Origin of the sequence: Streptomyces dryopteridis, from assembly GCF_049606955.1 — a bacterium.
Classification (GTDB): Bacteria; Actinomycetota; Actinomycetes; order Streptomycetales; family Streptomycetaceae; genus Streptomyces.
Window position 1 is genome coordinate 695,904 of the sequence record NZ_CP187114.1, and the last position, 14,034, is coordinate 709,937.

13 protein-coding genes and 3 pseudogenes are annotated in these 14,034 nt (G+C 74.1%); 7 read left to right on the plus strand and 9 right to left on the minus strand.

What is annotated here, in order from left to right; genetic code table 11:
* Positions 1-20: 20 nt before the first annotated feature.
* The 3 genes from thpR to ACN20G_RS29540 all read left to right on the plus strand — a co-directional run bounded on the left by thpR (position 21) and on the right by ACN20G_RS29540 (position 3,296).
* Positions 21-677, plus strand: coding sequence for an RNA 2',3'-cyclic phosphodiesterase (thpR, locus tag ACN20G_RS29530; RefSeq protein ID WP_424216286.1), 657 nt, complete (start codon positions 21-23; stop codon positions 675-677).
* 852 nt (positions 678-1,529) lie between these two features.
* Positions 1,530-2,003: a hypothetical protein gene (locus ACN20G_RS29535; RefSeq protein WP_424216287.1), complete on the plus strand. Its 474-nt coding sequence runs from the start codon at positions 1,530-1,532 to the stop codon at positions 2,001-2,003.
* A 279-nt stretch (positions 2,004-2,282) separates the two neighbouring features.
* Positions 2,283-3,296: a YdcF family protein gene (locus tag ACN20G_RS29540; protein WP_424216288.1), complete on the plus strand. Its 1,014-nt coding sequence runs from the start codon at positions 2,283-2,285 to the stop codon at positions 3,294-3,296.
* A 109-nt stretch (positions 3,297-3,405) separates the two neighbouring features.
* Here ACN20G_RS29540 and ACN20G_RS29545 read toward each other — a convergent pair whose 3' ends face one another.
* Together ACN20G_RS29545 and ACN20G_RS29550 are read right to left on the minus strand one after the other, a co-directional pair.
* Positions 3,406-3,657: a hypothetical protein gene (locus ACN20G_RS29545; protein ID WP_424216289.1), complete on the minus strand. Its 252-nt coding sequence runs from the start codon at positions 3,655-3,657 to the stop codon at positions 3,406-3,408.
* A 166-nt stretch (positions 3,658-3,823) separates the two neighbouring features.
* Entirely contained in the window at positions 3,824-4,738 is a 915-nt protein-coding gene (locus ACN20G_RS29550) for a LysR family transcriptional regulator (RefSeq protein ID WP_424216290.1), read from the minus strand.
* 71 nt (positions 4,739-4,809) lie between these two features.
* Here ACN20G_RS29550 and ACN20G_RS29555 point away from each other — a divergent pair, with 71 nt between their 5' ends.
* Together ACN20G_RS29555 and ACN20G_RS29560 are read left to right on the plus strand one after the other, a co-directional pair.
* Entirely contained in the window at positions 4,810-5,208 is a 399-nt protein-coding gene (locus tag ACN20G_RS29555; protein ID WP_424216291.1) for a nuclear transport factor 2 family protein, read from the plus strand.
* A 71-nt stretch (positions 5,209-5,279) separates the two neighbouring features.
* Positions 5,280-5,603, plus strand: coding sequence for a DUF6479 family protein (locus ACN20G_RS29560; protein WP_424216292.1), 324 nt, complete (start codon positions 5,280-5,282; stop codon positions 5,601-5,603).
* Positions 5,604-5,717: 114 nt separating this feature from the next.
* Here the strand turns inward: ACN20G_RS29560 and ACN20G_RS29565 are convergent, their stop codons facing one another.
* From ACN20G_RS29565 to ACN20G_RS29585, 5 genes and pseudogenes are all read right to left on the minus strand, one after another.
* Entirely contained in the window at positions 5,718-6,587 is an 870-nt protein-coding gene (locus tag ACN20G_RS29565; RefSeq protein WP_424216293.1) for a chitosanase, read from the minus strand.
* A 254-nt stretch (positions 6,588-6,841) separates the two neighbouring features.
* On the minus strand, positions 6,842-7,540 hold the full coding sequence (locus tag ACN20G_RS29570) for an alpha/beta fold hydrolase (RefSeq protein WP_424216294.1): 699 nt from the start codon (positions 7,538-7,540) through the stop codon (positions 6,842-6,844).
* A 577-nt stretch (positions 7,541-8,117) separates the two neighbouring features.
* Positions 8,118-8,285, minus strand: a pseudogene (locus ACN20G_RS29575) (helix-turn-helix domain-containing protein); the annotation flags it as partial.
* A gap of 130 nt (positions 8,286-8,415) precedes the next feature.
* Entirely contained in the window at positions 8,416-8,775 is a 360-nt protein-coding gene (locus ACN20G_RS29580; RefSeq protein ID WP_424216295.1) for a hypothetical protein, read from the minus strand.
* Between the two features lie 211 nt (positions 8,776-8,986).
* Complete coding sequence (locus ACN20G_RS29585) at positions 8,987-9,943, minus strand: RNA polymerase sigma factor (RefSeq protein WP_424216296.1); 957 nt, start codon at positions 9,941-9,943, stop codon at positions 8,987-8,989.
* A gap of 583 nt (positions 9,944-10,526) precedes the next feature.
* On the opposite strand from ACN20G_RS29585, the gene ACN20G_RS29590 reads away from it, so the two are divergent.
* The gene (locus tag ACN20G_RS29590; RefSeq protein WP_424216297.1) at positions 10,527-10,961 is read left to right on the plus strand and encodes an ester cyclase; all 435 of its coding nucleotides are present in this window, start codon (positions 10,527-10,529) and stop codon (positions 10,959-10,961) included.
* 60 nt (positions 10,962-11,021) lie between these two features.
* Here the strand turns inward: ACN20G_RS29590 and ACN20G_RS29595 are convergent.
* Positions 11,022-11,126, minus strand: a pseudogene (locus ACN20G_RS29595) (RidA family protein); the annotation flags it as partial.
* Between ACN20G_RS29595 and ACN20G_RS29600 the strand changes: the two are divergent.
* Positions 11,085-11,479 (plus strand): annotated as a pseudogene (locus ACN20G_RS29600) (winged helix-turn-helix transcriptional regulator). The pseudogenes ACN20G_RS29595 and ACN20G_RS29600 overlap by 42 nt on opposite strands.
* 96 nt (positions 11,480-11,575) lie before the next feature.
* On the opposite strand, the gene ACN20G_RS29605 reads toward ACN20G_RS29600, so the two are convergent.
* Complete coding sequence (locus tag ACN20G_RS29605) at positions 11,576-13,900, minus strand: protein kinase domain-containing protein (RefSeq protein WP_424216298.1); 2,325 nt, start codon at positions 13,898-13,900, stop codon at positions 11,576-11,578.
* Between the last annotated feature and the right edge of the window lie 134 nt (positions 13,901-14,034).

Genomic DNA, 14,034 nt, shown 5'->3' on the forward strand with positions numbered 1-14,034 from the left:
CCCCGCGTACGGTACGGGGGATGAGCGCGACCGTCCCCTCCCCGCCGCCCGCCGCCCCGGGCCCCACCCCGCCCGTCGACGGCGACCCGCATCCGGGCCTGGCCACGGTGCGCCTGTTCATCGCGCTCGCCCCACCGGACGAGGCCAAGGCCGAGCTGGAACGCGCGCTGGCCCCCGCGTACGCGGCACATCCGCGCCTGCGGTGGAACCGGATCGAGGACTGGCACGTCACCCTGGCCTTCCTCGGCGAGTTGCCGCGCCCGACCGTCGAGGTGTTGCGGGCGCCGTTGGCGGAGCTGGCCGGGCGCCGGCCGCCGGTGTGGCTGGGGCTGCGCGGCGGCGGGCATTTCGACGAACGGGTGGCGTGGAGCGGGATCGACGGTGACCTGGAGGGTCTGCGGAAGCTGGCGGGCGAGGTGCGGGCGCTCGTGCGGGCGCTGGGGGTGCCGTTCGTCGAGCGGCCCTTGCGACCCCACCTGACCCTGGCCCGGGCCCGGCGGGCCGACGCGCACGGGGCCGCCGCCGTCGCCTCGGGGCTGGACGGGTTCGCGGGCCGGGCGTGGCCGGCGTCGCGGCTGCACCTGGTGGGCAGCAACCTCGGCCGCGGCCCGGGCCGCATCCACTACCGGGACGTGGACTCGTGGGCCTTCACCGGGCCGGCCGCGCCGTCGGCCTGAGGGCACGCCGGGCAGCCACCGGGCCAGGGGCGGGGACAGCGGGCCGAGCCGCTCGGCCCGGGTGAGGTCCGGCTCCGTAACGACGTGCGCGATCCGGCCCCGCGCGGCGAGGGTGCCCGGGTGAACTCCGCTCCGGCGGCGCGGGCGAGGATCCGGGCGATGTCGGACGCGTGGACGAGGGATCCCGGGCGGGGGTCGGGGTGCGTGTGCACGGGTCGGCCCTGCCGGACGCGGTCGGCGTGGTGGGCGAGGCGGCGGGTGAAGTCCGCGCCGCAGAGGACGTGCGCCACCCGGACCACGGCGAGGTCGAAGGCGTCGGCGCGGGTCAGGACGACCCCCGCCTGCCGCTTGTGCCTCGCGGCGAGCCGCGTCGTGCCAGGGGCCGGTGCGCGGGGTGGGCGGGGCTCTCGCCCGTCGGGGCGGCCGCTCCGAGAGCGAGGACCGGGCGCGGGAGCCGGCGGCGCGGCCGGCGGACCCCTCGGTGTGGGCGGCATGGGGCGAGTGGGCCGGGCTGCCGGAGCGTCGGGAGGGTGAGGGGGCGATGCGGAGCTGACGCCGTTCACTCGCGCGGGGCGGGCGGTCGGGAGGGTGGACGGTGATTGTCGGCCGGCGGATCCGGGTGGGCGTGTCGGGGGCCGCCGAAAGGATCCTGCCCGGTCGGGGCCCGGAGATCCTCGCGGTCCGCCGAAACGTTGACCCGTCGACCGCACCGAAAAGATCCGCCCAAACCCTGAATATCCGACTTGTGCGCGAGGTCCGAAGAAACCTGCGACGGCCGTCCCCTGTGTGGGAATTTCCTCGTGTGCCCCGGATCGGGCGCACAGCGAAAATCCCCCCTATGAAGGGATGTTCATGAGGAAGTTCCGTACCGCGTCGGCCCTGGTCCTCGCGGCCGCCGCGGTCGCCGCGACGCTGGCCGGCGGCACCGCCCAGGCCGTGGCTCCGTCCGTGACCCCCGCGCTGCGGGCCGCCGCGCAGGCCGCCCCGGCCTCCGACACCCACATTCGGCCGCGCGCCACCCTGTACAAGAACCAGGCGTGGACCTCGGGCAACGGGCGGACCGTCCTGCGGGTGCAGCAGGACGGCAACTTCGTCCTCTACAAGGACAACCGGGCGGCCTGGCAGGCGCCCAACGCGTGGCCCAACGGTGACCACGCGGTCTTCCAGGAGGACGGCAACTTCGTGCTGTACGACGCTCAGGGCCGGCCGATCTGGGCGGCGGGCACCTGGCACAAGGGCGCCTACCTGGCGGTGCAGGACGACGGCAACCTCGTGATCTACAACAACTCCAACCAGCCGGTCTGGGCCACCAACACCGGGGACTGATCCACCGGCGGGAGGGGGCGGGCGCACCCGGGGAGGCTCGGCCCCGGGTGCGTCCCTCCCTCCTGCCGGCCCCCGGTTCCCGTTCGCGCGCGAACCCCCCTCGCGCGCGCCCTCGCCCGTGCGACAGCCGCCCCGCGGCCCGTCGCACGGGCTCGGCGCGTCCGGGGGTCGTTCCGTGATCACCCACAAAGATCACCCCCAGGGCTCGCCCTCACCCTTGACCTGAGGTGGAGGGTCCGCACTCTCCGTCGCGATCACCCGCCCTTTACGATGGGCGGCATGTTCGCCTTCGTCCTGGCTGCCCTGTTTTTCTGTTGCTTTCTCCTGAGTGTCCGAAAGGACCGTCGCCGCTTCCGTAACGCCGTCCTCTTCGGGTTGACGCTGATCACCCTGTCCATCGCCCTGTTGCTCCAGGCCGAGCACCTCCCGTCCGTCGTGGCGGTGCCGATCTACAGCCTGATCTTCATCGTGCCCGTGCTGGGGGTGCTGGCCCTGGGCGGCTTCCTGATCGCCAACGGGCTCACCATGGTCAGGAAGGAGGGCCGTCGACCGGCGAACCTGCTGTCCGGGCTGCTGGGCGTCGCCATCTACGCGATGATCGCCCTGACCTTCGTGGCCGGCAGCTATCGGGTTCCGCCGGGGTACATCGCGTTCGTCGTCGCCGCCATCCTCATCTCCGTCTACGTCTCCTTCCTGTTCCTCTGCTTCCTGGGCTACGCCTGGTTGTACGGGCGGATCGCGGTGCGCGGGGACGTGGACTACGTGGTGATGCTGGGGTCGGGGCTGCTGGGCGGTGAGCGGGTTCCCCCGCTGCTCGCCTCGCGGCTGCGCAAGGGCCTGGAGATCCACGACGCGCAGGTCGCCCGGGGGCGCCCGGCCCCGGTGCTGCTCACCTCGGGCGGCCAGGGCCCGGACGAGAAGCTGCCCGAGGCGACCGCCATGGCGCGGTGGCTCGTGGAGAACGGGGCTCCGGCCGGGGACGTCCGCGAGGAGGATCGTTCCCGCACCACCGACGAGAACCTGAACTTCAGCCGCGAGATCATGCTCGCCGACAAGCCGGACTACACCTGCGTGGTCGTCACCAACAATTTCCACGCGTTCCGGGCCGCGATGACCGCCCGCCGGGCGGGAGTGAACGGGCAGGTGCTCGGCTCCCCCACGGCCCGCTATTTCTGGCCCAGCGCGACCATCCGCGAGTTCGTCGCCGTGTTCTGGGAGCACAAGGTCGTCAACCTCTCCCTCTGCGCGGCGCTCGCCGGCATGGGCGCGCTGAGCGGTCTCGGGATCGCCTGAGCCCCTGAACCGCGAGGCGCCGGCCCGCGACGAGTGGGAACGCCCGAGGGCCGCCGGCTGATGCCGGCGGCCCTCGGGCGTTGTCGTGGCGTATCCCCACCCTGACGTGTCAGCCCGTCGAGAGACCGACGGTGGGCGGCGGGCCGGTGCGGGCGGCCTCCGGCAGGCGCAGGTCGAGGCGGGAGCGCAGGGCGCGCGCGGTGGTGCGCACCTCGTCGTCGGTCTCGCCGTAGGCGACGGCGTCGAGGACGGCGAGGGCGAGTTCGATCTCGGCCCGGGTGAGGACCGGCAGCCGCTCGGGCTCGCCGGTTTCCTCGATCTCCTCGGCCACGATGGTGGTGTACAGCTCGTCGAGAGTCACACCGCAAAGAACGCCCGACCCCGCCCGGGGACACGGGCACCCCGCCGGCGACTCGGGCGCCGGACGCGACCGCGGACCCGATCCCGGTCCCGGTCCCGGGCCCTGCCCCGATCCCGGTCTCGTCGACCGGGCCCGCGCGAGCTCGTGCGCGGTCCGCCGCGGCCGGTCACGCGGGGGACGGGACCGGGCGCCGGGCCGGCGGCGCGGTGTCGGCGGTCAGGCCGGTGTGGACGCGGTGCAGGACCACGCGGGTCGCGCGGGGCAGGCGCCGGGGGCGCGTGGCCAGGCCGAGACGGGCCGGGACCGTCGCGTCGGGCACCGGCAGCACGCGCAGTCCGGAGCCGGCCGCCGCCGAGCGGCTCAGCACGGCCACGCCCGCGCCGCGCGCGGCCAGTCCGAGCAGGGTGCCGGGGGCGCTCGCCTCGATGTCCACGCGCGGCGCGACCCCGGCCTCCCGACAGGAACGGTCCCAGGCGGCGCGGATGCCGGTGCCGGACGGCAGGCACAGGACGCGTTCGCGCGCGAGGTCGGCGAGACGGACGGTGGGGCCCTCGGGGCCGTGCCCGGGGCCGGTGACGGCGGCGATCGGTTCGTCCAGGACGATCGTGACGTCGAGCTCCGGGTCGGGTTCCCCCGCGAACGCGATCAGCGCGAGGTCGAGGGAGCGGTCGAGGATCCCGGCGCACAACTCGCGGGAGTCCGCCTCGTGCAACGAGACCGCGAGACCCGGGTGCGTGCGGCCGAGGTCGGCCACGGCGTCGAGGAAGCCGGGGATCGCGCAGCCGCGGATCATGCCCAGGCGGACCCGGCCGCGCACGACCGCCGCGAACTCCGCGGCCGTCTGCTCGATCCCGTCCACCGCCGCCAGCGCGGCCCGGGCCTGCGGGAGCACGGCCTCGCCCGCCGCCGTCAGGCGCACCCGGCGGCCCGTGCGTTCCACGAGGCGTTGGCCCAGTTCGCGCTCCAGCTTCGCGACCTGGGTGCTGACCCCGGACTGGCTCACGTGCAGACGGGAGGCGGCGGCGGTGAAGGTGCCCTCGTCGACGACGGCCGCGAAGTAGCGCAGCTGGTGCAGTTCCATAAGTGTTGACGATAGTCCAGATCCGCATCATCTGTTGGACGGATGGCGGGGTGCGGGCGGAGCATGGAGTCATGACCGAGACCGAACGCACCTCGTCCACCACCACCGTCCCGTCCGCCACGAGCCCCGCCGAGATCGCGGAGCGGTACTTCGACGCCTGGCAGACCGGGGACTTCGAGGCGCTGCGCGCGCTCCTCGCCGACGACGTCAGCTTCGTGGGCGCCCTGGGCACCGCCGACGGCGCCGAGGCGTGCCTGGCCGGACTGCGCGGCATGTCCACGATCCTGGAGCGGATCGAGGTCAAGGCCCGGGTCGCGGACGCGGACGACGTGATCACGTGGTTCGACCTGCACACCACCGACGCCCCGCCGACCCCCACCGCGAACTGGACGCATGTGGAGGACGGGCGCATCACCGCGATCCGGGTGACCTTCGACCCCCGGGGCATCCTGGGCGCCGGAACCCCCTGACCCGGTTCCCACCGGTCCGGCCCGGCCGGCCCCGCCCGCATGCGCCCCGACGCAGGGGGTACGCGCGGCGCATGAACACCTGGACGAATCTGCTCTTCCTGGTGGTCGGCGTGGCCGTCGTGGGGTTCCTGCTGACGGCCTTCGTACGCGGCCGGCGACTCCAGGCCCGCGAGGATCCCGGCCCGCTCGACGCGTCCCCGCCCTCGACCCGCCGCCCCTCGCCCCCGCGCGGGGTGCACGAGGGCGAGGAACGCGGGCGGGAACCCGACGTCGCACCCGGTGACGGGCACGGCGGACGCACGCCCCCGCACGCGATGAAGGGCTACGGCAACTTCGGCTCCCGCCCCGTCGACCCCGAGCCCGACGACCGCGAGGACCGTCCCGGCGGACGGTGACCGAGCAGGGGTGGGAGCCCCGGCTCGTGTCCACGGGGCCGGGAGAGGCCCGCGGTGTTCACCGTCCGAACCGGGCGAACGCGGTCCCCGTGGACGACGTGGCCTTCCCGGGGCTCAGCCGATGTGGAAGCTGTCGCCGTAGACCTTCCAGTCCAGCGGCGGGTTCAGGTCCAGGTTGTGCTTCTGGAGGAAGACCCGCTGGGCGGTGTCCACGCGGCTGGTGTCGCTGTGCGCCTCCTCCTGCTTCATGGCCCAGACCCGCGCGTCGAGGAAGGCGCCGATCCAGGTCTCCTCGTTGCCGCCCTGGGCCGGCGGCTTGGCGGTGCGCAGGGCCCGCTTGCGGATGTTGCCGAAGCTGGTGGCGTCCCCGCCGTCGCCGTGCATGACGATGGCGTCGTAGTAGGTGAACTGCCCCAGCGCGCCGACCCCGTCGGCCTTGCCCTGCTTGACGGCCGGGTTGAAGTAGACCCGGTCGCGCTCGTCGTTCTGAGCGGTCTGGAAGACCTTGTCCTTCGCGGCCGTCGCCCAGTCGCGTTCGAAGGCGGCGCCGAGGCCGGCGTGGGAGTCGGTTCCGTCGACCTTGCGGAGGGCGGGCAGGTACTTGGCGAGGACGTTGCCTGGCTTGCGGGCGGCGTAGAGCTCGACCAGGTCGAGCATGTCGCCCGTGCCGGAGCAGAAGCCGATGATGCCGGCGGTGTAGCCGCGCCCGTCGCCTATGTCCTCGATGTACTTGTACTGCGCCTTCCAGTCGAGCGAGGAGTTCTCGGCGCTGGAGACCAGTTGCATGGCGATCTCCTTCTTCGCCGGTTCGTCCAGCGCGGGCCGGGCCGCGAGGCCGGTCACGGAGGCCGCCGCCGGCGCGGTCGAGGCGGCCGGGAGGGCCTGGGCCGCCGCGGGCACGGCGAGGGCAGCGGCGCCGAGCAGGGCGCCGGTCAGGAGCGCGCGCCGCGAGACGAGGAGGGAGGGGCGATGGGGGGAACGCACGGTGAACCTCCGGAACAGTGACTGTAAGGAAACTTTCCTGTCGGTTCTCACGATGGCGCGACTGACATGGCTCCGTCAATACCCGCTTACGCCGGCCGGCTCGTTCCCGCCCCCTCGACACCCCCGCCCGGGCGGCCTGCGCCCCGATCCCGGCCCGATGAGACGGGTGGGGTGGACGGGTGGTGCGGGGCTCGCTCGGTGGTGGGTCGCGCGAGCCCCGTGTCGTGTCGGGTCGAACCGTGGATCCGCGGGTGTCAGCGCGGGCCGGCGGCCCCTTCGGCGGCCCGGGTGATGACGGCGGCGACGTCGGCGGGGCGGGAGACGTAGACGGCGTGGCTGCCGGGGGTCTCGGTGACGACGGCCTTGGCCCGCTCGGCCATGGCGCGCTGGGCCGGCGGCGGGATCATGCGGTCGTCCGCGGCGACCAGGTACCAGGACGGTTTGGTGCGCCAGGCGGGCTCGGAGACCGTGCCGTTCAGGGCGTCGACACCCCAGGGGACCTGGGAGTCCGCCATGAAACGTGCCGTGTCCTCGGGCACGTCGGCCGCGAAGGCGGCGGCGAAGCGCTCGCGGTCGAGGAACAGGAAGCCGTCCTGGGGCGGCAGGATCGGCGGGACGGGCGCGCCCGGGGGCGGGTCGGCGATCAGGGAACCGACGGACTCGCCCTCGTCGGGGGCGAACGCGGCGATGTAGGCGAGGGCCGCGACGTTCGGGTGGGTGCCGGCCTCGGTGATCACGACGCCGCCGTAGGAGTGGCCGACCAGGACGGCCGGGCCGTCGAGCCGGTCGAGGATCCGGCGGGTGACGGCCACGTCGTCGGCCAGCGAGAGGGTGGGGTTCTGCACGACGGCCACGCGGTGGCCGTCGGCCGTCAGGCGGTCGTGGACCGCCTGCCACCCCGATCCGTCCACGAAGCCGCCGTGCACGAGCACGATGTTCCCGATGGGTGCCATGGTTCCTCCCGAACCCTGGGGACGGGCCGTGGCGGCCGTCCCGTTCGGGTCGAGTCAAGCTCCGGACCGGGCACCGGACCATGCGGAACCGCATGCGGGAGTGGTCGGGGCGTCCCCGTTTCCTCGCGCGGTCGTCCGCTGCCACGGTCCGACCGGGGCGGGCCCGTCGACTCCGGGCGGATCCGGGCGTCTCGGGCACGGCCGGCGGCCGGGCCCTGGGGAGGGGGCGAGCGTGCCCGTCGACGGCCTCTCCCCTGCTCGGTTCCGCCGGGGCCGCGCCGTCGGGGGCACGGTCACCGTCGGGTGTGCGGTCGCCGTCGGGGCGGTTCGCGCGCGGGGCACGGACGGTGTGGGCATGGGGAGGGCTCCCGGCGAGTCCGCGGGTGGAGGCCGCGGCCGGGGCCGCCGAACGGGCGGTCCGCGGTCCCCGCGCCCGTGTCGGCTCGCTCGATCCGAGGGGCGCGGCCGTTCGGTCGGCGAGGGCCTCGGCGGCCCCTGGCCTGTCGCGCGCATCGCGGCGGTCCGCCCAGTGCCGGCTCAGGCGGCCGTCCCGGGCCAGTACGACGAGCCGCCGACGTTGCTCCTCGGTCAGCGCGAGGGCGTCCGTCAGCGCGGTGACGGTCCGGTGCTGGGGCCCTGTCGTGCGTCCTCGTTCGAGGTCCGAGAGGGCTCTCGCGCTGACCCCCGAGGCGGCGGCCAGTTCTTCCAGGGTCATGCGCGCCGCGTGCCGGTGGCCGCGCAGCACTTCTCCCAGGCCCGGGTCCGCGGCGATGGGACGACTCCTCTCCGGGGGTGGGTCGGGCCGGCCGGGAAGCCGGGACCACGCCCGCGAAAGGGGCAGGGCCCGGCTCCCCGGCCGAGTGGGCGGCGCGTGCTCAGCAGGGGCGGTAGGAGGAGATCTTGTCGTTGATCCAGGAGGGGATCGTGGCCCACCACTCTCCGGGGCCGATCCTGAATTCGAGGCCGCCGTGGTTCTTGTGCTCGTAGAAGCACATCGACAGGTTCGTGCTGTTGCCGATGGAGGAGGTGGAGTCCTTCCCGGCCCCGGTCAGCTCGGCCACCTGCACCGGGGCGCCGCTGGGGTACACGGGGATCGAGTAGTTGGGGTTGGCGTAGATGAACACGCCGCTGAGGGCGCCGGTCGGGGCCGCGCCGGCCGGTGTGCTCACGCCCAGGGCCAAGGCGCCGGCGGCCGCCACCGACAGGAGGGTCGGGAGCTTCTTCGGGAAGGGCATCGGGTCTCCTCTGGAGAACGGGCCCGAGGGTGCACGCGGACGGTGACCCCGGGCGAGGGGAGCGGCCGGGAAACTCCCGGCTCTCGCGAATGGGTGAACGACATCGGCAAGACGCCCTGGGGGGAGCAAAGTTCACGACCCGTCATGTGACGTACGTCACTCCTGGACTGTCGATCGCGTCGGATGCGATGAAGGGCGCGCCGGGGTCGGGTCACCGGCTCGGTCGGGGGAACACGACCCGGAGTCTCTCGACGCGGCCGCCGCGCCGGAACATCAGCCAGGACAGGTGGGGCGGACACACGTGGGCGGCCCCGTCGTGGGTCACGTCCATCTCCCAGACGGCGATGTCACGACCGGCGACCACATGACGCACGTGCTGCCGCACCCCGTCCTCCAGGTAGTACCGCATGATCGGGACGGGGTGCAGCCGCTCGCCCGGACGCCCCAGCCTCCCGATCATCTCCGCCTCGGCCGGCCACAGTTCGGAGATCTCCCGGGGCAGACCTCCCGACTCCCAGGCCCGCAGCGTGGCCACGACCTCGGCCCGACTGGCGTCCGCCACCGCGCCGGCGTCCCCGTGCGCCCCCGCGGCCGTCGCCTCCAGAGCGCGGGCCATGCGGGCCCGGGCGTGGTTGAGCCTGCTGCGCACCGTGCCCACCGGGATCTCGCACGCGTTCGCGATCTCCTGGTACGAGGTGGTGGTGCCGCTGAAGTGACGCAGCATCACCACCAGTCGCAGGTGTTCCGGCAGGCCCTCGACGGCCTCCCAGATCCAGTCGCGCATCGCGTGTTCCTCGATCCGCCGTTCCGGACACCCCCACGCGTCCTCGCGGGACCGCAGGTGGTCGAAACCGTCGAGACCGTCGAGACCGGTGAGTTCCCGTGCGGCGCGCAGGCGCGTCCTGGCGGCGTTGCGCACGATCGCCCGCAGCCATGCCCCGACCACCGCGCCGTCCCGCACGTCCCCGATGCGGCTCAGCGCGGCCAGCGCGGCCTCCTGCACCGCGTCGTCCACGTCCGGTCCGTGCCCCAACAGGCTCAGCGCGACGGCCCGCATCGACGCCTGGTGCCGGGCGAGCAGCAGGCCGAGCGCCGCGGTCTCACCGGCCTGCGCCCGGTGGGTGAGTTCCATGTCCGAGGGCGGGGCGGCGGGCCCGGAAGCGAGCACGGTCGACGACCTCCGTGGTGGCTTGGGCGGCAAGCGGCAGCGCGGGGCGGGGCCGCGAGGAGGAACCGGGCGGCTGTCTCCGGTGAGTCTCGCCTCGACGATACGACCGGGAGCCGGCTTCGTCACGACCTCGCCGACGACGGGCCTCGTCGGCGGATCACGGCACCGGCCCACCGGCCGGTCGCCGTCGTGCTCCCGGATCCGGTCTCGCGGGGCGTGCGCGATCGGTTCGCGGCGCTCTCGCGTCGCCACGCGTCCCACGTCGGGGAGGATCGGCAGCCGGGCGTGGGGCGGGGCGGTGTGTGCGCAGGGCCCGCGTGCGGGTGGGCCGGGCTCCGCGAGGGGTGACTCCACACCGGCCGGCCCGCGAGCGGAACCACGCGCGGCCGGACGGGCGGATTCCCGATGCGTGACCGACCGGACACGCCGCCTCGACGCCACCTCGACGCCGCCGGGATCGTCCGACCCGGTCGCGGCCCGACGCGACCTCTCCTCACCACACAGCCCGGCCTGCGTCACCCGTTCCCGTCCGTGCTCGACCATGGAACAGCCCCCACGACCGTGCCGTCCACGGAGGAACCCCATGCCCGAGAACGATCCGAGCGAGGCCGTCAAGGCGGTGGTCCGCCGCAACACCGAGGAGGTCCAGGGCGGCGGCGACTACGCGCTCTTCGACGAACTCTTCGCCGACGGTTTCGTCGACCACACCCCGCAACCGGGCCGCACCCCCGACAAGGCGGGCACGCTGCGGCTGTACCGGGCACTTCGCGAGGCGTTTCCCGACTTCCGCCCCGTCATCCACTGGCAGACCGCGGACGGGGACCTCGTCACCACCTACAAGACCTACCACGGCACTCACCGAGGCGAGTTCCTCGGCATCCCACCCACCGGCAGACGGATCGGCTTCGACACCGTCGACGCCATGCGGGTGCGCGACGGGAAGATCGTCGAGCACTGGGGCGTCGCCGATCTCTTCTCACTGATGCAACAGCTCGACGCGTTGCCCGCCACCGTGTAGAGGCTCCCCCGGTCGGGGAGTTCGACGTCCACCTTCCGGCCACCCGGCGGCCCACACCGCCACCGCCGCGCGGGCGACGCCGGCCATCGGCTCGTGCATCCGGTCGGGCGTCCGGTCGACGACGTGGACGGTCAACTTCACCACGTCCTCGAAGGAGGCCCCGACGCGGCCGACCTGCGACGGGCGGACTCCCTGGGGCGTGAGGTCTTCTCGGACGTCGCCGACAAGTGGGCGTTGCCGATCATCGAGGCCCTCGGGGACGACACCCGACGGTTCGGGGAACTCCACACGGCGGTCGAGGGCATCAGCCACAAGATGCTCACGCAGAACCTGCGCGCCCTCGAACGCGACGGGCTGATCCGACGGACCGTGTACCCGGTGGTCCCGCCCCGCGTCGAGTACACCCTCACCGGGCCGGGCCGGGCCGGGAACCGCGGGCCAGGATCGAGGGACTGTGCGACTGGACCCACCGCCACCTCACCCACATCGAGGCCGCCCGCAGACGGTTCGACGTCTGACGCGCCCTCGGATCGGGCGGGCGCACGGCGGCCCGGCATCGGGCGCGGCCGTGAGGGGGCGACGTCCGCGCCCCCACCGGACGACGACGCCCGTCCTCAGCCCTTGAGTGCGTACAGCGTGCCCGACTTGGCGTTCTCCTCGCGGAGGCTGCCGATGACGACCTTGCCCGCCAGGATCGGGGCACGTGAGGTCAGGAATCGCAGCGTCCAGTGCGGGCGTCCGGTCGCGGTGTCGAAGCAGCCGAGGCGGGAGCCGTCGATCGCGTAGAGCCGGTCGTCCACGACGCTGAAGGCGGTGTCGGTCCCGTAGTCCTCCGCGAGGGTCTTCCCGGGGATTCTCCAGCGTTGGCCGCCGTCGGCGGTGGCGAGTGCCACCAGGTCGCCCCCGTTTCCCCAGCCGTAGACGGTGTCGCCCGTGACGCAGCCGATGGTGAAGGTCTCCTCGTTCGCGCTCCACAGCTGCCGGCGCCGCGCGGTGTCCAGGGCCAGGAGCCTGTCCTCCTCGGGCAGGTGGAGGACGGTGCCCCGGGCCGCCGGTGGGTGGGAGGACGAGGCCCATGTCCCGTCGCGTGTCCATCGTGTGGCGCCCGTCGCCGCGTCGAGGACGGAGAGCCGTCCTCCTGCGAGGAGCATCACGGACCCGGCCGACAACAGGACCGTGGAGGACTCCGACACGGGGCGCTGCCAGGGTTCGGCGTCGTCCGCGAGGGAGCGGCCGGTGAGCACGTTCCGGTCGGTGACGAAGGCGAGCGCGTCGTCCGTGTGGTGCACTTGGTCGAGTCCGTTGACGACGCCGGTGGCGCGGATGCTCCAGATGGTGCTCCCGTCCGTGGGCGAGACGCAGTGGACGGCGGTGAAGTCGTGGAAGTAGAGGCGGTCACCCCGGACGAAGGGGCTGCCGTGAGCGGGCCGTGACCACAGTTCCTCGCCCGTGTCGGTACTCAGCGCGCGGACCGTCTTGCGCAGGGCGTGGAAGGCGGCGACGCCGCCGGCCAGGACGACGGGGCTCACCCAGGCGTCGTACTTGTCGGTCGTGCGCCACACCTCGGCACCGTCGGACAGGCGGACCGCGCGGATCAGGCCGTCGAAGCCGGGCACGTAGACGTTGTTCCGGTCGACCGCGGGGCTGTGGCCGCCGGCGCCCTCGGCCTTCCACACGGTCCGCGCGGCCAGGGCGGCGGCGTCGGCCTCCCGTTGTCGGCGGAGGGCTTTGTCCTGCGGGGTCTCGCGCAGGGCCCACGCCGTCGCGGTGCCGCCCGCCACGGTGGCCGCGACGGACAACGATGCCTTCACCACCGTGCGACGCCGGATCCGGGGCGGTCGGGACACCGTGTCGGAAGGCACGGCGGGTTCGGGGCGGGTGGGGTGGAGGCGCGTGGGGTGGGGCCTGGTGCGGGGGTCGGCCTGCGCGGTGGGCGGGTGCGGTGGGCGGGGCGGGCCGGGAGGGTCGCTCGGGTGGCCGGGAGGGCCGCTCGGGGGGCCGGGGGCGGTCGCGGTGGCCTGTTCCTCGGTCCGCGTGGGTGCTTCGGCCGCGCGGGCGGCCTCGGACCCCCGGTTCAGGATCTCGGCGTGCACGGGGGCCGGAAGCCAGGCCCCCCGGCGTGCCGCCCGTCCCGCGAGCTCGGCGCGTGCGGCGGCCGCGACGGTCGCCAGGGCGGGGCGGTCACTCGGGTTCTTCGCCAGGCAGGCACGGGCCAGGGCGCGCAACTGCGGGTCGTCGATCCCGGCGGTCAGGGGCTCGGCCCTGAGGGACCGGTCGAGGATCACTTGGCGGGAGCCCTGCCCGAACGGCGGGTTCCCGGAGGCGGCCCAGATGAGGACGCCGCCCAACGCGAACACGTCGGCCTGTCCGTCCGCGTCCTCGTCCCGGAGGATCTCGGGTGCGCTGTAGCCGGGGCTGCCGATGAAGCGGCCGGTGGGAGTGAGGTGGGTGTCCGCGGGACTGTGGGCGATGCCGAAGTCGATGAGGAGGGCGCCCTCGTCGGTCAGGAGCACGTTGGCCGGTTTGAGGTCCCGGTGGATCAGCTCGGCGTCGTGGACCGCCGTCAGGGCACCGGCCAGGCAGTGCAGCAGCCACCAGCAGGCGTGGGTCGGCAGCGGACCGTGGGCTTTCACGGCGTCGGCCAAGGACACCGCGGGCAGGAACCGAGTCGCCAACCACGGCGGATCCTCTCTTGGGCCCGCGTCCTCGAAGGGGGCGATCCACCGGTCCCTCACCCGGGTCACCGCGCGGGTCTCCCGCTCGAAACGGCGCCGGAAGTCGTCTTCACGCGCGAGGCTCGCGTGGATCACCTTCAACGCCACCAACCCGCCGGCCGGGCCGCTCGCGAGGTAGACGGTCCCCATTCCCCCGGCCCCCAACCGGCGCAGCAGCCGGTACCGCCCCACCCGCACCGGGTCGTCGACCCCGAGCCCGTCCATGCATCCCCCCCGACTGCGCAGGTCCGACGGCCGGGCGGTCCCGGCGCATCGCGACGCCCGCCGCAGGTTATCGCGACGCCGGCCCATCCCCACCGGAACCGGGGATCCCACATGCACAACACCACTGCGGGAAC

Excerpts from the sequence above, each read along its gene's own strand:
- thpR (WP_424216286.1), top strand. The coding sequence starts at position 21 with ATGAGCGCGACCGTCCCCTCCCCGCCGCCCGCCGCCCCGGGCCCCACC.
- ACN20G_RS29535 (WP_424216287.1), top strand. The coding sequence starts at position 1,530 with ATGAGGAAGTTCCGTACCGCGTCGGCCCTGGTCCTCGCGGCCGCCGCG.
- ACN20G_RS29540 (WP_424216288.1), top strand. The coding sequence starts at position 2,283 with ATGTTCGCCTTCGTCCTGGCTGCCCTGTTTTTCTGTTGCTTTCTCCTG.
- ACN20G_RS29550 (WP_424216290.1), bottom strand. The coding sequence starts at position 4,738 with ATGGAACTGCACCAGCTGCGCTACTTCGCGGCCGTCGTCGACGAGGGC.
- ACN20G_RS29555 (WP_424216291.1), top strand. The coding sequence starts at position 4,810 with ATGACCGAGACCGAACGCACCTCGTCCACCACCACCGTCCCGTCCGCC.
- ACN20G_RS29560 (WP_424216292.1), top strand. The coding sequence starts at position 5,280 with ATGAACACCTGGACGAATCTGCTCTTCCTGGTGGTCGGCGTGGCCGTC.
- ACN20G_RS29570 (WP_424216294.1), bottom strand. The coding sequence starts at position 7,540 with ATGGCACCCATCGGGAACATCGTGCTCGTGCACGGCGGCTTCGTGGAC.
- ACN20G_RS29580 (WP_424216295.1), bottom strand. The coding sequence starts at position 8,775 with ATGCCCTTCCCGAAGAAGCTCCCGACCCTCCTGTCGGTGGCGGCCGCC.
- ACN20G_RS29590 (WP_424216297.1), top strand. The coding sequence starts at position 10,527 with ATGCCCGAGAACGATCCGAGCGAGGCCGTCAAGGCGGTGGTCCGCCGC.
- ACN20G_RS29605 (WP_424216298.1), bottom strand. The coding sequence starts at position 13,900 with ATGGACGGGCTCGGGGTCGACGACCCGGTGCGGGTGGGGCGGTACCGG.